General features: G+C 65.7%; 24 protein-coding genes. 11 read left to right on the top strand and 13 right to left on the bottom strand.

The features are described 5' to 3' along the window. Nucleotides 1–85 precede the first annotated feature (85 nt). The 4 genes from truA to L687_RS27620 all read right to left on the bottom strand — a co-directional run bounded on the left by truA (nt 86) and on the right by L687_RS27620 (nt 3,460). Entirely contained in the window at nt 86–940 is an 855-nt protein-coding gene (gene truA / locus L687_RS27635; protein WP_021199046.1) for a tRNA pseudouridine(38-40) synthase TruA, read from the bottom strand. Between the two features lie 43 nt (nt 941–983). Continuing rightward, a complete protein-coding gene (gene rraA / locus L687_RS27630; RefSeq protein WP_021199045.1) occupies nt 984–1,451 on the bottom strand; it encodes a ribonuclease E activity regulator RraA in 468 nt (155 codons plus the stop codon). A gap of 2 nt (nt 1,452–1,453) precedes the next feature. Then, nucleotides 1,454–2,995 (bottom strand): APC family permease, encoded by a 1,542-nt coding sequence (locus L687_RS27625; RefSeq protein WP_021199044.1) that lies wholly within the window; start codon nt 2,993–2,995, stop codon nt 1,454–1,456. A 99-nt stretch (nt 2,996–3,094) separates the two neighbouring features. Beyond that, the gene (locus L687_RS27620; RefSeq protein WP_021199043.1) at nt 3,095–3,460 is read right to left on the bottom strand and encodes a winged helix-turn-helix transcriptional regulator; all 366 of its coding nucleotides are present in this window, start codon (nt 3,458–3,460) and stop codon (nt 3,095–3,097) included. 93 nt (nt 3,461–3,553) lie between these two features. Between L687_RS27620 and L687_RS27615 the strand changes: the two genes are divergently transcribed. Beyond that, nucleotides 3,554–4,402, top strand: coding sequence for an SDR family oxidoreductase (locus L687_RS27615; RefSeq protein ID WP_021199042.1), 849 nt, complete (start codon nt 3,554–3,556; stop codon nt 4,400–4,402). Nucleotides 4,403–4,468: 66 nt separating this feature from the next. On the opposite strand, the gene L687_RS27610 is transcribed toward L687_RS27615, so the two are convergent. From L687_RS27610 to L687_RS27590, 5 genes are all read right to left on the bottom strand, one after another. After that, on the bottom strand, nt 4,469–4,828 hold the full coding sequence (locus L687_RS27610; RefSeq protein ID WP_021199041.1) for a hypothetical protein: 360 nt from the start codon (nt 4,826–4,828) through the stop codon (nt 4,469–4,471). Continuing rightward, nucleotides 4,828–5,448: an Asp23/Gls24 family envelope stress response protein gene (locus tag L687_RS27605; protein ID WP_021199040.1), complete on the bottom strand. Its 621-nt coding sequence runs from the start codon at nt 5,446–5,448 to the stop codon at nt 4,828–4,830. The genes L687_RS27610 and L687_RS27605 overlap by 1 nt, the downstream gene beginning before the upstream one ends. Continuing rightward, nucleotides 5,445–6,011: an RNA polymerase sigma factor gene (locus L687_RS27600; RefSeq protein ID WP_021199039.1), complete on the bottom strand. Its 567-nt coding sequence runs from the start codon at nt 6,009–6,011 to the stop codon at nt 5,445–5,447. Before L687_RS27600 ends, L687_RS27605 begins: the two co-directional genes overlap by 4 nt. Nucleotides 6,012–6,131: 120 nt before the next feature. Then, entirely contained in the window at nt 6,132–6,305 is a 174-nt protein-coding gene (locus L687_RS27595) for a CsbD family protein (RefSeq protein WP_021199038.1), read from the bottom strand. A gap of 59 nt (nt 6,306–6,364) precedes the next feature. Continuing rightward, nucleotides 6,365–6,805, bottom strand: coding sequence for an Asp23/Gls24 family envelope stress response protein (locus tag L687_RS27590; protein ID WP_021199037.1), 441 nt, complete (start codon nt 6,803–6,805; stop codon nt 6,365–6,367). A 178-nt stretch (nt 6,806–6,983) separates the two neighbouring features. On the opposite strand from L687_RS27590, the gene L687_RS27585 reads away from it, so the two are divergent. From L687_RS27585 to L687_RS27565, 5 genes are all read left to right on the top strand, one after another. Further along, entirely contained in the window at nt 6,984–7,622 is a 639-nt protein-coding gene (locus tag L687_RS27585; protein WP_021199036.1) for a TetR/AcrR family transcriptional regulator, read from the top strand. Beyond that, nucleotides 7,623–9,302: an MDR family MFS transporter gene (locus tag L687_RS27580; RefSeq protein ID WP_021199035.1), complete on the top strand. Its 1,680-nt coding sequence runs from the start codon at nt 7,623–7,625 to the stop codon at nt 9,300–9,302. A 102-nt stretch (nt 9,303–9,404) separates the two neighbouring features. Beyond that, nucleotides 9,405–9,716, top strand: coding sequence for a hypothetical protein (locus tag L687_RS27575; protein WP_235045219.1), 312 nt, complete (start codon nt 9,405–9,407; stop codon nt 9,714–9,716). A gap of 88 nt (nt 9,717–9,804) precedes the next feature. Beyond that, complete coding sequence (locus L687_RS27570; RefSeq protein ID WP_021199033.1) at nt 9,805–10,632, top strand: CPBP family intramembrane glutamic endopeptidase; 828 nt, start codon at nt 9,805–9,807, stop codon at nt 10,630–10,632. Beyond that, complete coding sequence (locus L687_RS27565; RefSeq protein ID WP_021199032.1) at nt 10,629–11,417, top strand: CPBP family intramembrane glutamic endopeptidase; 789 nt, start codon at nt 10,629–10,631, stop codon at nt 11,415–11,417. The genes L687_RS27570 and L687_RS27565 overlap by 4 nt, the downstream gene beginning before the upstream one ends. On the opposite strand, the gene L687_RS27560 is transcribed toward L687_RS27565, so the two are convergent. Continuing rightward, a complete protein-coding gene (locus tag L687_RS27560; protein ID WP_046398890.1) occupies nt 11,406–12,470 on the bottom strand; it encodes a zinc-binding alcohol dehydrogenase family protein in 1,065 nt (354 codons plus the stop codon). The two genes, L687_RS27565 and L687_RS27560, sit on opposite strands and share 12 nt — an antisense overlap. A 161-nt stretch (nt 12,471–12,631) precedes the next feature. On the opposite strand from L687_RS27560, the gene L687_RS41815 reads away from it, so the two are divergent. After that, a complete protein-coding gene (locus L687_RS41815; RefSeq protein ID WP_021199030.1) occupies nt 12,632–13,342 on the top strand; it encodes an META domain-containing protein in 711 nt (236 codons plus the stop codon). Between the two features lie 478 nt (nt 13,343–13,820). On the opposite strand, the gene L687_RS27550 is transcribed toward L687_RS41815, so the two are convergent. From L687_RS27550 to L687_RS27540, 3 genes are all read right to left on the bottom strand, one after another. Beyond that, entirely contained in the window at nt 13,821–14,408 is a 588-nt protein-coding gene (locus L687_RS27550; RefSeq protein WP_021199029.1) for an N-acetyltransferase, read from the bottom strand. After that, nucleotides 14,405–14,998: a Panacea domain-containing protein gene (locus L687_RS27545; RefSeq protein WP_021199028.1), complete on the bottom strand. Its 594-nt coding sequence runs from the start codon at nt 14,996–14,998 to the stop codon at nt 14,405–14,407. Before L687_RS27545 ends, L687_RS27550 begins: the two co-directional genes overlap by 4 nt. Nucleotides 14,999–15,253: 255 nt before the next feature. Next, a complete protein-coding gene (locus L687_RS27540; RefSeq protein WP_021199027.1) occupies nt 15,254–15,862 on the bottom strand; it encodes a hypothetical protein in 609 nt (202 codons plus the stop codon). Nucleotides 15,863–16,020: 158 nt separating this feature from the next. Between L687_RS27540 and L687_RS27535 the strand changes: the two genes are divergently transcribed. The 4 genes from L687_RS27535 to L687_RS0121225 are packed head-to-tail and all read left to right on the top strand — an operon-like array spanning nt 16,021 to nt 19,541. Further along, on the top strand, nt 16,021–16,419 hold the full coding sequence (locus tag L687_RS27535; RefSeq protein WP_021199026.1) for a hypothetical protein: 399 nt from the start codon (nt 16,021–16,023) through the stop codon (nt 16,417–16,419). Next, a complete protein-coding gene (locus L687_RS41810) occupies nt 16,419–17,822 on the top strand; it encodes an FtsK/SpoIIIE domain-containing protein (protein WP_021199025.1) in 1,404 nt (467 codons plus the stop codon). Before L687_RS27535 ends, L687_RS41810 begins: the two co-directional genes overlap by 1 nt. After that, the gene (locus tag L687_RS42745) at nt 17,819–18,193 is read left to right on the top strand and encodes a hypothetical protein (protein ID WP_021199024.1); all 375 of its coding nucleotides are present in this window, start codon (nt 17,819–17,821) and stop codon (nt 18,191–18,193) included. The genes L687_RS41810 and L687_RS42745 overlap by 4 nt, the downstream gene beginning before the upstream one ends. 43 nt (nt 18,194–18,236) lie before the next feature. Continuing rightward, a complete protein-coding gene (locus L687_RS0121225; protein ID WP_323131856.1) occupies nt 18,237–19,541 on the top strand; it encodes a replication initiator in 1,305 nt (434 codons plus the stop codon). The last annotated feature ends 36 nt before the right edge of the window (nt 19,542–19,577 follow it).

The raw sequence follows: 19,577 nt of genomic DNA, 5'->3' as shown, positions 1-19,577 counted from the left end.
ACGGTCGGCCCTCTTCGTCGTATGCGCCGCTCTCACACCGAGTGTCCGCGCGGGAGGTCGAGTGCTGCTGGGCGCGCCGACGCCTTCAGTCGCTGCCACGCGTGTCATCGCGTCGCGCGCGGGTCTGCTCCGCCCGCGCCGAGAGCAGCGCGTCGGCCGGATACCCGACCTCGGTGAGGATCAGGCCTCGCGCGGCCAGCACCTTGAACTCGCTCGTCCTCGTCAGCGCGTCACGCAGCACCACCAGGTCGTCCACATCGAGACGCCGCTCCCCCACCGCCACGCAGGCGCCGACCAGTGCGCGCACCATGCTGTGGCAGAACGCGTCGGCCTTGACCTCCGCCACGAGCACGCCATCGGCATCGCGCTCCCAGCGGTAGTCGAGCAGGGTGCGGATCGTCGTCGCCCCTTCCCTGGGCTTGCAGTACGCCGCGAAGTCGTGCAGCCCGATGAGCGTACGCGCGGCGGCATCCATCGCCTGATCGTCGAGCCGCCCGCGAACCGTGGTCGTGTCGTGGCGGCGCAGCGGATCGAAACCGGCCTGCGCGTCGGCGAGACGGTATCGGTAGCGACGCCACACCGCAGAGAATCGGGCGTCGAACCCCTCCGGGGCGATCGACGTCCGCGTGACCGTGACGTCGGAGTAGGCGCCGAGCACGCCCCTCATGCGACCGGCGATGGTCTCCGCGGGCTCCAGCGGCGCGCGTCCCTGCCGGGCCTCGATGCGCGCCCACTGTCTCTCATCCAGGTCGACGTGCGCGACCTGGCCGCTTGCGTGCACACCGGCGTCGGTGCGCCCCGCGACCACGAACTGCACGTCGGATCCGACGATCCGGGCGAGCGCGGCCTCCAGCGTGCCCTGCACGGTGCGGAGAGTCGGCTGCTTCGCCCACCCGCGGAAGTGGGTGCCGTCGTAGGCGATGTCGAGCCGGATGCGCACGGAGCAAGCCTAGGACACGCGCTTCTCCCCCACCGGTCGCCCCTCAGCGTTCGACGAGGATCCCGTCCTCATCGCTGTAGAGGTGGGCCCCGGGCCGGAACACCACCCCGGTGATCACGAGCGTCACGTCGCGCTCACCCGTGCCGAGCTTGGCGCTCTTGCGCGGATTGGTGCCCAGAGCCTTCACCCCGAGGTCGAGCGCGTCGATGGCGACGCGGTCCCGGATCGCCCCGTTGATGACCACGCCCGCCCACCCGTTCGCAACGGCCGATGCCGCGATCAGATCGCCCATGAGCGCCGTCTCGAGCGATCCGGCGCCATCGACGACGAGCACGGCCCCCTCGCCGGGGCTCGCGAGGACGGACTTCACGATCGCATTGTCCTCGAAGCAGCGGACGGTACGGATCGGCCCGTCGAATGCCGTTCTGCGCCCGAACGAGCGCAGCTGCAGCGAAAGGGATTGGATCCCTTCTCCGAGCTGGTCGTAGAGGTCGGCCGTCGCGACCGGCATCCTCAGATGCCTCCGTCGATCGAACGGATCGTCACCGCAGGCTCGTCCGGCACCATCACCTCGGTCTCGCGGTTCAGGCTCTCGCCGCGGAAGAACCGCTTCGACCGCGGGAACAGGTACCAGACGAACATCAGCACCAGGCCGAAGGCCAGCGATCCGACACCGATGACGAAAGTGCCGCCGATGCCGAACAGCACCGTGTAGCCGTAGTCGACGTCCCACATGTCGATCGCCGACTGGAGGAACGCCCACGTGAGCATGAGTCCGCCCAGCAACGGGAACAGGCCCTTGAAGAAGAACTCGCGGGCGGACGACGTCAGGTCCTTGCGGAAGTACCACACGCAGGCGAAGCCGGTGATGGCGTAGTAGAACGCGATCGCGAGACCGAGCGAGAGGATCGAGTCCTGAAGGATGTTGTCGCTGATCAGCGTCATCCCGACGTAGTAGACGGAGGCGACCACTCCCATGACGATCGTCGAGAACGACGGGGTCTTGTAGGTCGGGTGCACGTCCTTGAACTTCGCGGGCAGGGCACGGTAGACACCCATCGCGAGTGTGCCGCGGGCCGTCGGCAGGATCGTGGTCTGGGTCGACGAGATCGCCGAGATGATCACCGAGACCACCAGCACCCATCCGAACGGGCCGAGCAGCCCGTCCTTGATCGCCAGGAAGAAGTCGTCGGCGTTCGCCTCGTTGCCCAGGCCCGTGCCGTCCTCGCCGAGACCCGCGTACATCATGGCCGCGATGGTCACGGCGACGTAGGTGAACAGCAGGATCACGGTCGTCAGCAGCGCGGCACGACCCGGGATGCGCTTCGGGTCCTTGGTCTCCTCGTTGAGAGCGAGGCAGGTGTCCCATCCCCAGTAGATGAACAGCGCGAGCAGGATGGCCTCGGTGAAGCCCGACCAGTCGGTGAACGCGAACGGGTTCATCCACTCCCAGTCGAAGGGGGTCGGGTTCGGGGCGGTGCCGGCGAAGAACTGCCAGAGCGCCGCGACGACGAAGATCGCGAGCGCCAGGTACTGGATCCCGAGCAGGATGTTCTGGATGCGCTCGCCGATCTCGACCCCGCGCCAGCTGACCCACGTCATCGCCGCGATGAAGAGCACGGCGACGACCACGACACGCCAGTCGTTGTTCTCGAGGTCCTGTCCGATCAGCGACCAGAAGTAGACCGAGGCGATCTGGGCGAGGTTGGCGAGCACGACCATGCCGGCGACCGCGACACCCCAACCGCCCATCCATCCCACCCAGGGGCCGAACGCCTTGGTCCCCCAGGTGAAGGTCGTGCCGCAGTCGGGCACCGCGTTGTTCAGCTCGCGATAGGCGAAGGCGATCAGGAGCATCGGGACGAAGGCGATGATGAAGGCGATCGGAGCCTGCGCGCCGACGGCGAGCACCACGAAACCGAGCGTCGCGACCAGCGAGTAGACCGGGGCCGTCGAGGCGAGACCGATGACGGTCGACCCCCAGAGTCCCAGTGTTCCCGCAGCCAGACCCTTGCCGTCGGGTCGTTCCAGATGAATCGGCGTCGTTGCTGCCATGTCAGAACAGTAGAGCCACCACGGTTATCGCGTCAATGGGTTTCTTCGACCATCTGAATCCGAAGCACAAGATGCGCCTTGACGACGGATTCCGTCGATTCAGGTCCTTTCGAGCATGGCGTCAGCATGATCGGCCACCCACTCCATCAGGGGCAGCATCCGCTCCATCAGATCGCGGCCGAGCGGCGTCAGGCTGTACTCCACGTGCGGGGGCACGGTCGGGAGCGATTCCCGGTGGACCAACCCGTCGTCCGCGAGCGTGCGCAGCGTGGACGCGAGCATCTTCTCACTGATCCCGCCGACCTCCCGACGCAGCGCACCCCAACGGTGGGTGCCGTCGGACAGGCAGGAGAGCACGAGAACTCCCCACTTGCTCATGATGTGATCGAGGACGACCCGCGTTCCACAATTCTGATCGAAGACGAATGGAGTCGATTCTTTTATCTGCGCGAAACTAACCGTCATGTGGGTACCTTACTTCAAAGTGGGTACCGTCGGATTGGAATGCCGGATGCCCACCCCGTGGTTGTCGAGGGTGTCACCTAAGAAAGGACCCTCATGACCATCCTCGTCACCGGCGCCACCGGCAACCTCGGCCGCCTCATCATCGCCAGCCTGCTCGAGCGCGGAGCCGCTCCGCAGTCGATCGTCGCCGGAGCCCGCGACACGGCCAAGGCCGCTGATCTGGGCGTGCGCGTCGTCCCCCTCGACTACACCGACCCCGCATCCGTCGCCGCTGCCGTCGAGGGTGTCGACACCGTCGTGCTGGTATCCGGATCCGAGGTCGGCCAGCGCGTCGCACAGCACCAGGCGGTCATCGAGGCCGCCAAGGCCGCCGGCGTCTCCAAGTTCGTCTACACGAGCGCCCCGAAGGCGACCACGAGCGACCTGATCCTGGCGCCGGAGCACAAGGCGACCGAAGAGCTCATCGCGGCCGCGGGACTGCCCGCGGTGATCCTCCGCAACAACTGGTACACCGAGAACTACGCCGCCGACCTCGCGCGCGCCGCCGAGACGGGCGTGCTCGCCGCCGGCGCCGGCGACGGACGTGTCGCCTCGGCGAGCCGCAAGGACTTCGCCGAAGCCGCGGCCGCAGTGGCGCTCGAGGACGGGCACATCGGCGAGGTCTACGAGCTGGGCGGCGACGTCGCCTGGAACTACTCCGACCTCGCCGCGGCGTTCGCCGAGGTGACGGGACGAGAGGTCTCGTACGTCCCGCTCGGCTTCGACGACCAGATCGCCGCGCTCCGCGGCGCCGGCCTCGACGAGGGTACGGCCGGATTCGTCGCTGCGCTCGACGCCGGAATCAAGAACGGCGCCCTCGGCGACACCGACGGCACGCTCGCACGTCTGATCGGCCGCCCGACGACCCCGCTCGCCGAGGGGCTGCGCGCCGCCTCCGCCTGATCCCGCGGGGAGACCGCGTGCCGTCGTCCCCCCGGACGGCGGCACGCGGTGGCTTTCATCGCTGGGTCAGGTCGCCGCGTGCGCTTGCACCGGAACCTGCACGTGAGCGACGGTGAGGGTGATGCTCTCACGGCGGACGCCGCGCTCCGCGAGCACCGCATCGACGGCCGCCTGCACGGCGTGGAGGATCTCCGCCGAACGCGCTGCGGAGTCGACACCGAGGGTCGCCTCGATGACCATACCGTCACCGTTCCCGGCGACGGAGACGATCGGCTCCTCGTTCGTGCGCACGCCGATCGCCTCGGCCCCCGCACGCAGCAGGTTCGAGATCAACGACCCGGACCGATAGACGCTGCGGACGCCCGGCGTCGACCGGACGACCGCCTCGATCGCTGCGGCGAGCTCGCCGCGCTCCTGTGCATCCATCAGCTCTCCCCCGCCCACGACGACACCTCCCGGATGTCTCTGATCGCGATGTCGATCGCGACGACGTTCAACTCGGTGTGTGCACGCAGACCACGATCCACCTCGGCTCGCAGCTCGGCGGCGACCTTCGGGATGGACTGTCCGTGCAGCGCGCTCGCATCGATCTCGACACGGATCGGGGTCCCGGGTCGGGTCACGTCCCCGTCGAGTCGGCACCGTCCGATGAGAAGGCCGGGCACGGCGTTCTCCGCCGACCGGATGAGTCCTCGCACCGCACCCTCGGTGATCGCGAGATCCACCTGCGGATCCGGAGACTCGAATGGGATGCGCCTTCCGGCGCGCGCATCCATGGCGATGCCACTGAGGATGCGATCGACCCAGTTCTCGTCGACCGGAGGTTCGGCAGCGGCTTCCGCAGCGATGAGCTCGGCACCGAGCCCCTGCAGCCGTGTCAGTGCGTCGAGTGCGAGCTGGCAACCGGGAGACTCGTCGATCGAGCGATCTGCGGGCTGTCGCCCCGCATCGAGATAGTCGGTGAGCTCGTCGAGCGTGTGCCCGTCGAGATCGGTCGGTTCCAGGCCGAGCCGGCGGACGTCGGGACTCTCTCTGTCGTCGGTCATCGCCACTCCTCCATCCGTACGATCATGTATTTCCGTGCTCGGGCGAGCAGTCCGCGGGCCGTCGAGACGGGGATGTCGAGCTCCTCGGAGATCTCCTCATAGGAGTACCCGCCGATCTCCCGCAGAACCCAGCACTCGCGCTGCGCATCCGGCAGCTCGCGCAGGGCGGCACCGAGCGCCGCGACGCCCGCGCGCGCTTCGACGACCGCGGTCGGCGACGCGTGCAGCGGGGCGGGACGGTCGATCGAGTCGATGTCCACGGCCGGTCGGGTCGCACGGATGCGATCGACGGCCTTCCGACTGACGATCCGCATCAGCCAGCTCTTCACCTTGGTCGGGTCGTCGAGCTCGCCGAACCGCTGCCAGGCGGTGACGAAGGATTCCTGGACGATGTCGTCGACATCGGCCGATGCGTTCAGCATCCGCTGCGTGTACGCCCGCATCATGGGCGTGTACCTGCGCACGAGAACCGCGAACGCCGCGACGTCGCCATCCATCGCGCGGCCGGCGACGATGCCGTCGTCCGCATGTTCGAGCGCTGTGCGAAAGCGTTCGTCTTCCATCTACCCCACCCCTCGACCCGATCCCCTGAGAGGTTCGGAACAGTCGCCCCACCGGATCGGATCATTTCTCACCCACCTGGGAAGGATCGGGGAGAGGCCGCGCGGCCTCTCCCCGCCTCGTCACTTCTTGAAGGCATCCTTCACGTTCTCGGCGGCGTCGCGGACGTCGCCCTTCGCCTGCTCGGCTTTGCCCTCGGCGACGAGCTTGTCGTTGTCGGTGAGCTTGCCGACTGTCTCCTTCGCCTTGCCGGAGACCTTCTCCACAGCGGCCTTGATCTTGTCTTCAGCACTCATGGCTTCTCCTTCTCCCATATCGGCCCCGGAGTTCGGGACCGCGTCTTCGACGAGGCGCCCTATGCGGTCGGCGCGTCGTCCGTGTCGTTGTCATCGTCGGAGGGCACGTGCACGTCGTCGATGGTGACGTTGACCTCGACGGCCTGCACGCCCACCAGCTCGACGATGTCCCGGTGGATGGCTGCGCGCACGTCGTCGGCGACCTTCTGCAGCGACACCGGATACTCCGCGACGATCGTCACATCGACCGTGATCTGTGCTTCGCCGACCGCGACGCTGATCCCCTGCGAGAGGTCGGTCGTGTTGAGCGCATCCCGAATCGCGCCCACCATGCGCGCGGCGCCCCCGCCGAGCGTGTGGACCCCACTGACGTCACGCGCAGCGATGCCGGCGATCTTCGCGATCACCGCATCCTCGATCGTGGTCGTCCCCACTGCAGCCCCCTGCACCGGAGTGACGACCTGGATCTCGGGCTGAATGCCACCCGTCGTGTTCGTCATCGTGAGCTCCTTCATCCGTGTGCCGCCCGCAGTGCGGTGCGCAGGTCGCGGTCGGCGACGCCATCACTAAGACGTATGCCGGAGGGCAGATGTCACAGATCGGTCGAAAAGATTCTCGTGAAGGCTCAACGCACCACTCTCAGTGCACTCCAAGGTTGAGAGTGCAATATTGCACTCCATGAGCGAGAGTGCAGATTCACTGCGGGAGCAACGCAAGCGGGACACCTCCCGCGCCCTCACCGATGCCGCGCGGCGACTGACGACGGAGAGGGGCTTCGCCGGTTTCACGATCGAGGAGCTGTGCGCCGAGGTCGGGGTCTCCCGTCGCACGTTCTTCAACTACTTCGAGAGCAAGGAGAACGCGGTCTTCGGGTTCGCGACGATCGATTCCCGCCAGGAGGCGCTCGAGGAGGAGTTCGCCGCCCGCCGCGGCGACCTCATCGACGACTTCATCCAGCTGACGATCAGCCGCTTCGAGCTCTTCAATCCCGTGGAAGACGCCCCGGCGATGTTCGCCGTGATCGAGCAGGAGCCGCGTCTGCTCAAGGCCGCATTCGAGCAGATCGCGAAGAACGAACGACGCGATGTGGGCCTGATCCTGCGCCGCACTGTCGACGCCGAAGGCTCCGATCAGACCGACGACACGGCCGACGCGGAGTTGCGCGCCGAGGTGGTCGTGCACACCGTCGGCGCGCTCGTGCGCATGAGCATGGACCAGCTCCTGCATCACCAGTCCATCGAGTCGTTCGCCGACCTCATCACCCGACGCCTCGACCTCGCCCGATCGCTGTACGCGCCGTCACAGAAAGCCCACTGAATGTCCGTCACCGCCACGAAGGATGCGCCCTTCCTGCTCACGAAGCGCCGCATCTGGATCATCTTCAGCGCCCTCATCGCGGGCATGCTGCTCTCCAGCCTTGACCAGACCATCGTCTCCACCGCCATGCCGACGATCGTCGGGCAGCTCGGCGGCGTCGACCACCAGGTGTGGATCACCACCGCCTACCTGCTCGCGACCACCATCGTGATGCCCATCTACGGCAAGTTCGGCGACGTGCTGGGTCGGCGCAATCTCTTCCTGGTCGCGATCGCGCTGTTCACCCTCGCCTCGGTCGGCTGCGCGTTCGCCACCGACTTCTGGATGTTCGTCGTGTTCCGTGCACTGCAGGGTCTCGGCGGTGGTGGTCTGATGATCCTGTCGCAGGCGATCATCGCCGACATCGTCCCCGCCAATGAGCGTGGCAAGTACATGGGACCGCTCGGTGCCGTCTTCGGCCTCTCGGCTGTCGCCGGTCCACTGCTCGGTGGCTACTTCGTCGACCACCTCACCTGGCAGTGGGCGTTCTACATCAACATCCCGGTCGGCATCGCCGCCTTCATCATCGCCCTGGTCGCGCTCAAGCTGCCGAGCAAGAAGGCCGAGAAGCCGATCGACATCTTCGGGGTGATCTTCCTCTCCATCGCCACGACGTGCCTCATCTTCTTCACCGACTTCGGCGGAGACAAGGAGTTCGGTTGGGATTCGCTCGCCACCTGGGCCTGGGGCGCCGGACTCGTCGTCGCAGCGACCGCCTTCGTGATCACGGAGTCGCGAGTGCAGGACCCGATCATCCCGCTGAGCCTGTTCCGCAACCCGATCTTCGTGAACGCCACCGCGATCGGACTCGTCCTCGGAATCGGCATGTTCGCGGCGATCGGATTCGTGCCGACCTTCCTGCAGATGTCCTCCGGCACCTCTGCCGCGGAATCCGGTCTGCTGATGATCCCGATGATGGTCGGCCTGATGGGGACCTCGATCTTCTCGGGCATCGCGATCTCGAAGACCGGCCGATACAAGATCTATCCGATCCTGGGCACGATCATCACCGGCATCGCCATGGTCTCGATGACCACGCTGTCGGCGTCGACCCCGATCTGGCTGATCTGCGTGTTCCTGTTCGTGTTCGGCGCCGGTCTCGGCCTCATCATGCAGGTCGTCGTGCTGGTCGTGCAGAACGCGGTCCCGGCCGGCGAGATCGGCACCGCGACCAGCACGAACAACTACTTCCGCGAGGTGGGCGCCTCCCTCGGCACGGCGGTGTTCGGCACGATCTTCACCACGCGGCTCACCGAGAACCTGCTCGGCGTCTTCGCGGGAGCCGGCGCCTCACCCGAGGCGGCCTCCGAGGCCGCGTCGACGATCGATCCGTCCACGCTCAGCTCCCTGCCCGACGAGGTCCGAGAGGGCATCGTCACCGCCTATGCGGACGCCCTGGCGCCGGTGTTCTGGTATCTCGTCCCATTCATCGTGCTCGCGCTCCTGCTCTCGCTGTTCCTCAAGCAGATCCCGCTGTCGGATCAGGCCGGACTGGTCGCACGCGGCGAGGCCATCAGCGGTGACGAGGCGGAGCGGCTGGAGGCCGAGCAGCGCGGGGGCGGACGGTCGGATGCGGCCGTCGCCGACGCCACGACCGATGCCGGGCCGACGGACCCCGGCTCCAGGCCCGTCGCGCGCTGAGCGAGCCGCCCTTGCCCGCCTGGGGCAGGGGCGGCTCTCTGTCAAGGGGCTCCCCTTTCGCGTCCCGATCGAGCAGTGTTCATCGTGGGGGCAGCGAGGAGAATGATGGAGCACGATCCAGACCGGAGATTCACGCTGGTCGAGGTCAGCGCGAGCGACTGGGCGATCCACGATCTGCAGTACCCGGAGAACGACCACCGCAGAGTCGTCTGCACGATCTTCGAGGATGCCCCCACCGAGGTCGAGGTGCTGTGGCGCCGCGACCTCCCGCTCGCCCTGCGTTACTCCTCCGCCGAAGACGTCCTCGAGGCCGTGCGGCGGTTCCAGGACACCTCCCGAGCGACGCGCCCCATCCCGATCCCGCACCTTCCCCCGGCCCGCGGCGCGCACGGCAGAAGGTCTGCACCACGCTGACACGCCGTGATGATCAGGTGGACGCGATATGTCGGTCTGCGCCAGACTGACGACCAGTAGGCCGTCCCCCACCTCGCCTGGAGTCCCCGTGTCGTCACCCGCACCCGCCGCATCCTTCTGGAAGACCTTCTGGGAGAAAGGCGGCTGGTGGCGAGCCCTCTTGCTCACCGCCGTCTACTTCGCCCTGTTCCAGCTGTTGTCACTGGTCTTCACCCCTCTCGCCGAGCAGGTCCAGGACCCGGCGGGCACAGCCGGTGTCGCGGTGTTCTACCTGCTGCCCGAGATCATCGGAGCGGTGATCCTGGCGCTCTTCACCCTGTCGGTCGGATGGTGGCGCGAGCTCTTCGCGCGGCAGCCGATCCGCGGCCGTGGCTGGATGTGGATCGCGATCGTCGTCGTCCTGCTCTTCAACATCCTCCGGTTCGCCACGATCGACTATGGAGCTGTCGGCGTCGACGTCGTCCTCACGTGGCTGCTCACCGGACTCCTGATCGGGCTGACGGAGGAGGTCCTCACCCGCGGCCTGGTCGTGACCCTGATGCGCAAGGCCGGCTACCGCGAGATCGTCGTCGCGGTGATCTCGGCCACGCTGTTCTCCCTCCTCCACGCGGGCAACCTGCTCTCGGGACAGCCTCTGCTGACCACCGCGATCCAGGTCCTGTACACCTTCGCCTTCGGCATCCTGATGTATCTGGCCCTTCGCGTCACCGGCACGCTGATCGCACCGATCCTGCTGCACGCGAGCACGGACCCGAGCATCTTCCTGCAGTCCGCGTATCCCGCGGACGGTGCGCTCACGGCCTTCGCCGCCTTCGGCAACATCGCGGTGATCATCACCGGGTTCGTGCTGATCTTCTTCATCCGCGGTCGCGTCGGCGACGCCCAGCCGTCCTTCTCCGAGACGCGCCCCGCATGACGGCGCCGTCGCTCCGCGTGCAGCCGCGGGTATGGATCGGCCTGGTCATCTGGGTCGGCTACATCGTCGTGGTGTTCGCGATCCAGAAGTCCACGGGGATCCCCTACGACACATGGGGCGACAGCGCCGGCAACCTCTTCTTCGGCGCCGGGCTCTCCCTCATCGTCGCGACGATTCTCCTCGCGATCACCACGAGCCTGCTCGGCTGGTGGGGCCCGGCGATCCACGAGGCGCAGCGCAGCCGTCACACCTGGCCGATCTTCGTACCGATCCTGGTCGCCGTGGCCGCCGTGCTGAATCTCGCCGGTACCGATTGGAGCGCGTACAGCGGTGCGTTCCTCGGCGCTTCGCTCGTGCTCCTCCTGGTCGGCTTCACGGAAGAGATCGTGCACCGCGGACTGCTGCTCACGGCTCTGCGATCCCGGTTCGCCGAGGTCTGGGTGTGGCTCCTCTCCTCGGCCCTCTTCGCGGTGATGCACTTCGTCAACGTGCTTCTCGGCGCACCGTTCGCCGGCACCGTCAGCCAGGTGGGCACCGCCTTCCTCATGGGGACGGCGCTCTACATCCTGCGCCGGGTGACCGGATCGCTCATCTGGGCGATGGTGCTGCACGGCGTGTGGGACTTCTCGGTCTTCGCCGCGGGGGTGGGCACGCCGAGCGGGGTCTCCGTGATCGCCAACCTCCTCTACCTGCTGGTGGGGATCGTCGGTGTCGCGATCGTCTGGGTCGTGATCCGCGGAGTGGACGAGCGCACCCCCGCGCTCGGGTCGGCCTCACTGCAGTAGGTCTGCCTCCGGCCAGTCGGTCACGACGACCTTCCCGATGGTGCGGGACGATTCGACGATCTCGTGCGCCCGACGCATGGTCTCGGCGTTCAGCGGGGTGAGGTGGGTCGTGACCGTGGTGCGGAGGGTGCCGTCGTCGACGAGGGCGGCGACGCTCTCCAACAGGTCATGCTGGTAGTGATCGGCGGGGTCGGTGACCGGCCGGGTGAACATGAGCTCCCAGTGCCAGGTGACGCTCTTCGTCTTGAGCGCGTCGATGCTGCCCCCTGTCTCGTCGATGGAGACCACCTGTCCTCGTGGACGGATGACGTCGGCGATCGCGCGGACGTTGCCGGGCGTGAACGACGTGAACACGTAGTCGACACCGGTCGGAGCGAGGGCCGACACCTCGGTGGTGAAGTCACGGCCGACGACGTGATCCGCGCCCATCTTCCGCACCCACTCCGCCGTCTCAGGCCGAGAGGCCACCGCGACGACCTCGAGACGGGTGAGCGCCTTCGCGAGCTGGATGATCAACGATCCGACGCCCCCTGCGGCGCCGATCACCAGGAGCACGCCCTCGCTCTCGCGGGTGAGGGCGAGGCGGTCGAACAGGCTCTCCCAGGCGGTGATGACGGTGAGGGGCAGAGCGGCCGTCTCGGCCACCGAGAGCGTGTGCGGCGCATGACCCACGATGTTCTCGTTCACGAGGTGGTATCGGGCGTCGGTGCCGGGGCGGTCGATCTGCCCGGCGTAGTAGACGCGATCCCCCACCGCGAAACGCGTGATCTCGTCACCGACGGCGACCACGACTCCCGCCGCGTCATATCCGAGGATCCGCGGCGCACCCGACGTGGGAGCGCCGGCGCGCACCTTCACGTCGACGGGATTGACCGACACGCCCTGCACCTCGACGAGGAGATCTCGACCGACGGGGTTCGGCACGGGAAGCGAGATGTCGCTGAGGGACGTGGGATCGGTCACGGGACGTCGACCGCGGGCGCCGATCGCGGGCATGCGCTCGGGGAGAGGATGCGACGAGGAGGCGGAGTTCGGAGTGTTCGTGGTTGTCATGCGCGTCACGCTATCCGAAGCACTCTAGTTACCCGCAAGCGCTCCTGGTATCCAAAAGATACTGGCCTGCATCGTGGAGATGGGCGACCTCGGCGGAGCGTTCCCGCCGCAAGGAGCGCCGAATCGCGATACCCAGCAGCGAGGCTGTTACATTCAACGGCATGCGCGCGGCGAACTCCTCGGTCGGAACAGCGGACCAGGAACGGTCGGATCGGCGCGGACTCGCGGTCAGCCTGTGGATCCTCATCCCTCTGATCCTCCTCGTGACGTACTTTGCGCAGATCCTCGAGTCGTTCAGCGCTGTCGGCTGCGAAGGCGACTGCGATCTGGATCTCGCCTTCGGCGCCCGCGCCGCTTATCCGTGGGCGATCGGGGCCTCGGTCCTCGCGGCGGTGGTCGTCGCCGTGGTGTCCCGACGCACGAGGAAGCCCGCGTACTGGGGCCCGTTGCTCGGCGTCGTCCTCGTCCTGCTGTCGGCGATCGTGACCAGCATCCTGTTCCAGGTCGGCCTGGCCCCGATGCACGAGCGGAACGACAGGATCGCGAGCGGCGAGATTCCGGTCGAGACGCCACCGCCGCTCCCCGACCCCGTCGGAGACTGGGAGGCGAGCGTCGGCGGCACCCCGTACCTGCGGTTCTCCGCCGACGGCACGGTTGACGGCAACGACGGATGCAACGACTTGAGCGGCCGATGGACGCAGGAGTCCTCCGGCAGGATCGACCTGGAAGCGCTCGTCCCCCAGACGACGAACGTGTGCGACGGCGTCGACACCTGGCTGAGCGTCGGTCGCTCGGCCGACATCGTCGACAGGTACATGTACGTCAACGGCGATATGGACTCACCCATCGGAGGCCTGCAACCGTCGCACTGAGGCTCGGGTCGCACCCCGGGAACCAGAAAAACCCCGGCGAACCGGGGTTTCGTTCTGTAGCAGGAGCGGGGCTTGAACCCGCGACCTCACGATTATGAGTTAGATTCCGTGGGACAACGGGTGCTCGTTGATCGCCGTTTGCCGCGTGATTCCAGGGAAGTCGTCGTGGTTGGTCGCGGCTGGTTGAGGGTGCTTTCAGTGGAGGTCCCGGCACAGAACCGGCACAAGCGGCTCGAGCACCCGCAGCTTGTTCTAGGCGTTAAGGGTCAGCGATGTTGGCGGATCCTGGGACTGATGCAGGTTCTGGTGACAACTTGACTTGGGGCACCGGTTGGGTACCAGCGGCGGTGGCGAACTGGCGGCGCGGACGCTGCAATGGATCGCCACTTTCGTTCGTGTGCGCGCGCACAGCTCGAAGCGCTGAACAGAGCCAACACGAGTGGTGTACTCACTTCGTCGCGAACTGCCTGAGAACTTCCTACTCGCAGGTAAGGCGCAGCTCTTCCCGGATGATCGCAGTGGGTCGGTACATCTGAGCTACCTCACCGGCAAACCCAGAACGGACAAAGCCGTATTCATCGGTGTAGTAACGGACCAAGCGATCTTCCCTGGCGTCGAGGACCAAGTACTTTGCTCCTGCGGCATCGGCGGCTTCCAGATGTTTCGCATACACGCTCAGCATCAACATCTTCCCAAGGCCTTTTCCGTGTTGGCTTCGGTCGAGCGCGAATTTGCCAAGAAGCTGTGCTGGGTATGGCTGTCGCAGGTTGTTCGCCCAGCGCCGATTTTCGGGATCAGTCGCCTTGTCGTTGCGCGCGATGTTTCCCGGGATGATCTGGTGGGCGGACAACGTGAAGAATCCAAGAGGATCGCTTTCGTTGTCAGCGGGTGACAATACCCACACCGCGCACATGTCTTCGGCCTGCCAGTTTCGCGCGGTGTTGCAGAACCATGACGACATCGCTTCGTCGTGCCCACAATCGAAGAAGTCGGTGTAGTGCTCATCGTCAAGGCGACGAAGGCTTAGGCCCTTCCCGGCGAGGAAGGGTGCGAACTGTGCACTCACCTTGCGAAAGTGAACGTGCGGACAGAATCAACGAACGACGCGTGCACCTTCGCGTCTTTCTCAATTGTGGAGAGTTCGGCAAATGGTGCACGAGAGACCATTGCAGGGGGGAGCATAACTTTCTCGCCAGCCTCGAGGGGACGATCAAGGAAGTATTCAATAAGGGCCGACTGATACAAGTCGCCTCGAAGAGCACCTTCGTGTCGCGATTCCCACGCGTCGATCCAAACTTGCTCGTCGTGCGTGCGCTCAACTAGATCCCACGAAGATTCACGACCGTATGCCAGCCACACGGCGTCGATAACCGCCGACTTGTAGCTGTCCAGTTCTGCGGAATCGTCTCCGCGAACATCCCGTTGAACGCTGATCGCGGTCTGATCGATCCGCTTGAGCTTGGCATGCGCGCTGAGCAACTCGCCGACGACCGGACCGTACTGCATCGCATAAAACTTCTCGCCGAAGAGCGGTTCGGCGGTCAGACGCGCATACCAGCCGAAAGCATAGAAGCAGAGCTTCTGCAGTTTGACGGTTTCCATCGTGCCGCCGCCGCGCTCAAGGAGCTCAGCGGCTACGTCAAATACAGATGTCACTTGGCCCTCCCCTCCGGCTAGCTCGTCAACTCAGCCCAACACTACCACCCGCGACTGACAGCGCCCCGAAGGCGTGCTAGACGCTCTGTCCCCGGCGTGGCCGCAGGATGAAGTCGCGGTCGTCACACTCGATGGCCGCTTCTCTCGCGGTGCGCGCCCCCGAGGAGCGCCCGGACCGCAGCGGAGCGAGGACCGGACGCACCGCAGGTGGCGCAGCCGGCCGCTAGGTCGGCCTTGAACGAGTAAAGAAAGTTCTCACAGCTCCGCTACCGCCTCGGGAGACGAGACCTTGCGTGTCAGGTCGAAGCTGAGATCACCGAGAGACTGATCAGCCGCACTGCCAACTACGGAGTAGCGCCCGAATGCGTCTGGCACCGGCTTCCACGGGACAAACTTGGCGTCGGCTTCCGCCAGAGCAAGTTGACGGTCCAGCTCGGGCGAGATGCCCCGAAGGTCGTTGAACCCAAGCGCGCGGATGCCAAGCCGGATGGCATCAAGGTCCGGGGCCGGTGAAAGAAGAGCCTCGATCGCGCCGACCGTCTTCGCCGTGTAGCGAGAAGCGAACGACTGAGTGATGGTGCCCTGCATAGCGGCAAGTTCGCCAATGGGCGGCTTCGGCTTGTGGAACCTGTGAGCGTAGGCATTGAACACACTCCGGTAGTCGCGAGTCGCCCGATCCGCCGCCTCAGCCGCTGCGGACATCTTCAAGAACGCTTCGTCGTGGTTCTGCGGCGTGCCGCTAGTGACCTGCGCCGCGTCCATGGCGTTGACAGCATCTGCCGCCTTGGTTTTCAGTCGCTGAAGAACGGCGGCGACCGGTAGCGGCACGACGCCCCACACGGGTAGCGCGGACAGTTCACTCATCGCACAACCTCCATGCTCGACAGCCTATCCGAGATAGGCCCGTTGCCGTAAGGAGTACATGACTAGAAAAAGACAAAAACCGAACATTGACTAAAACCCGTACTGACGTGCAGTCTTCCGTACAGAGATAAAGCATCACCAACTGAAAGGAATGAGCAATGGCACTGCAGTCAGGAATCCCGGTCAGCTTCGAGGCGTACTTCCCTCGTGGAGCGTTCATGGTCGGCGAGGTCGAGCCCGTCGCGAAGTGGTCCGATGACGGAGAACGGCAGGGACAGGATCTGGACAAGAACACCGGGCACCCGCTCTGGCAGGTGCGCGTGATCGACGCAGACCCTGAGGCCCGCAAGGGACAGAACGAGGTCACAGTCAAGATCGCGAGCATCGCGGAACCTGCGGCACCGCCGGAGGCCAACGGGCTCCCCTTCCGCCCGGTCTTTTTCGACGGTCTTTCAGTCACTCCGTATGTCAAGGAGAACGGTGGGCGTCCGCGCGTTGCGTTCTCACTCCGCGCTCGCGAAATGAAGCCCGCAGGCAAGCCGAGGAGCAACGACTGATGGACTGGTCATGGCGGATCGAACGCGCGTACTGGGCTGGTGAGTTGCCGCGCCTGTGGCGTCGCGGATGGTGGCTAGTCCCAATGCTCATAGTCCTCGGGCTCTTCAGCGCGGTGCCATTCGTCGGCCAGCTCGTCAACTGGCTGGTGGTGGGCGCGTTCGCAGTGGTCGTGTTGCGCCGCCTTCTTGCAGCGCGTGATCTGGACACCGTGTTGCACCGGCGGTGGCAAGAGCAGATGGGCGCACGGATCTTGGCGTCATGGCCTGCCCTGGCCCGCAACCTCCGGCTAGAGGTCAAGGACATCGCGGGGAATCCCCTCGTGTCCGGCGCGGGGCAGCCGCAATGGGATGGATGGACGTGCCTCCTTCCCGTTGCGATGCCTCCGGGACTGGCGCGGGAGGATCTTGTCGCGGCGACAGGGCGCATCGCTGAGGCCTTCAACGCCGTTCGAGTTGCCGTAGAAGGCCAGCAGATCGGGGCGCTCGCGTTGCGGATCGACTACGTCGACGTGCTGGCACGTTCGTTCGCGCTTCAGCTCGGCAGCAACTGGGACGGCAGATCAGTTCTGATGGGCGTGTCGGAAGGTGGTCACGATTGGCGGCTCCCGCTCGGCCCACACACGTTGGTCGCGGGGTCATCCGGCAGCGGTAAAGCCTCGCTCGTGTGGGGCCTTCTACTGGGACTGGCGCAGCCCATCCACTCCGGCCTCATCGAAGTTTGGGGCATCGACCGCAAGGGTGGCATGGAGCTTGCGATGGGCCGCCGTCTGCTCACGCGGTTCGCAGACGATGCAGCGCATTCCGTAGCGCTCTTGGAAGACGCTGTCGCGCAGATGCAGATACGAGCGCGCCAGCTTGCAGGGGTGACCAGGCAGCACGTCGCCTCGGTCGACAGCCCGACCGTGATCGTGCTGATCGATGAGCTTGCAGCGTTGACATCGTACGAAACCGATCGAGACATGCTCCGCCGCGCGAATGCCGCAATCGCGACGCTCGCATCCCAAGGACGGGCGGTGGGATTCATCGTCTTCGCGTGCTTGCAGGATCCCCGCAAGGAGACGCTCCCGGCGCGGGGCCTGTTCACACAGACCGTAGGGCTCAGGCTCCGTGACCGCACCGAGACGGCCATGGTTCTTGGCGACGGGGCAGTTGCAGCGGGTGCGATGTGTCACGAGATCTCGCCGTCTACGCCTGGAGTCGCGTACGTGCTTCCCGAAACAGGGCCTCCGGTGCGTGTGCGGGCAGCCTTCGCGACTGACGCGCAGATCAGGGAAGCAGCTGAGACGTTTGCCACCCCGCGTCCACGCCCTGTCGAGGTCGTCGAGCAGGTAGCTGCTCCAGGGGCACGGCGTCCGCGAGCATCACGGTCGAATGCAACGAACAGATCAGGAGAAGAATCATGAACAAGAGAACAGTCGCCGTTCTCGGCGCGTCGATTATGGGAGCAGCGCTCCTGCTCGGTCTAGGTGCCGCTGCCGGTTACACACTCGGAACGGCATCCACGACCGCTTCATCGGATACACCAGACAGGCAGCCCTCCCCCTGCAATCTGTGGTTCCCGCAGGGTGAGGTTCCGGCCGTTGCCGATGAGGATTCGGTCGACGTACGCATCGCGAATCCTGCGTGCTCTGATGCGCAGATCATCGCCTGGCAGGACCAGCAGCAATCCGATGGGCTCGATAACAGAGTCTGTCGCCCGCTGTCTATCGACCCGCTGACGCGCACTCCACTCTCGTGCGTTGTGCCCACGGAGGTCGACGTTGAGTATCGCTGAGGCCGTAGCCGCGCGGTTGCGAAGCTCCGAGTTCGATCAATGGATGGCGGGCGCGGCACGCGTTGGATTCTGCTCCAACCCGGTTCGACTCACCGGCTCGTCGGCCACGATGAATCCGCAGACCGGTGAGGTGATCCGTGAGTTCGTGGCGGAGACGCAACCTGACCGCATCTCATACACGAGATGCGGAAACCGTCGCGCCCGTCGCTGCGAATCCTGCAGCCACGAGTACAAGGGCGATACGTGGCACATGATCATGGCTGGCGCTGCGGGTGGGATGAAAGGGGTTCCCGAAGGGGTAGGCGAACACCCGATGGCGTTCGTCACACTCACCGCTCCGTCTTTCGGTGCCGTCCACTCTCTGGCTGGTTCGCGGAGACGTGGCACCTGCGTTCATGGCAAGCCGCGCGGGTGCTTCTGCAATCACGATGACGACGACGGACTCCTCGGCGAGCCGCTGTGCGAGGAATGCTATGACTACGTTGGCCACGTCGTGTGGCAGTACTTTGCACCCGAGCTGTGGAGGCGGTTCACCATTCAGCTCCGGCGGCAGCTGGCTTACGAGCTCGGGATGACTCAGAGAGCCGCTGCGGAGATCGTACGGGTCCAGTTCGCCAAAGTGGCGGAGTTTCAGCGACGCGGAGCGGTGCACTTTCACGCGATCATTCGGCTCGACGGCGTTAGCCCGACAGAACAGTTCCCGCCTGCCCCGGACCAAGTGACCGAAGCATGTCTCATCGCTGCGGTTCGGAAGTCGTCGCGTCGAGTCGTGTATGAGACTCCGGCGGTGCGTGGAGAGGCATCCGCTCGGGTTCTCCGGTGGGGTGCGCAGATCGATGTTCAACCGATCGTTCGTCGTGAGGGGCTCGACGGCACGCTCTCTGACCGAGCCGTAGCGGCATACATCGCAAAGTACGCCACCAAGGCGACGGAGGATCTCAGTAGCGGGAGCCGTGACCGCCCGCACGTGAAAGTGATCAAGGCCACCGCTGAGCTGATTGCCGAGGAGAACGGTCCGGAGGGCCCCTACGCGCTGCTCAGGAAGTGGTCGCACATGCTGGGCTTCCGTGGACACTTCTCCTCGAAGTCGCGCCGGTACTCGGTGACACTTGGCTCGCTCCGAGGAGCCCGTCGCGCTTGGCGCTTGGCACGCACCGTGGAACGAGCCAAAGAGGAAGGCTACGACGTCGACGAGGTGCTGGTAGTGGGCTCATGGAGCTTTGCGGGAATGGGCTGGCGGAATGAGGGTGACCGGGCTCTCGCGATCGAAGCCGCCCGCGCCGCACGTGAATGGCGAGACGCACGACGGGTGCGGTTCGAATCTCAGAGAGGAAAGAGTGATGCGTAAACAACTTGAGCTGGTCGAAAACACTGCTGAGTCAGA

The sequence above is a fragment of the Microbacterium maritypicum MF109 genome, from assembly GCF_000455825.1.
Lineage (GTDB): Bacteria > Actinomycetota > Actinomycetes > Actinomycetales > Microbacteriaceae > Microbacterium > Microbacterium maritypicum_A.
Note: the sequence above shows the minus strand (reverse complement) of the source record. Positions and strands in the feature narration are given on the sequence as shown.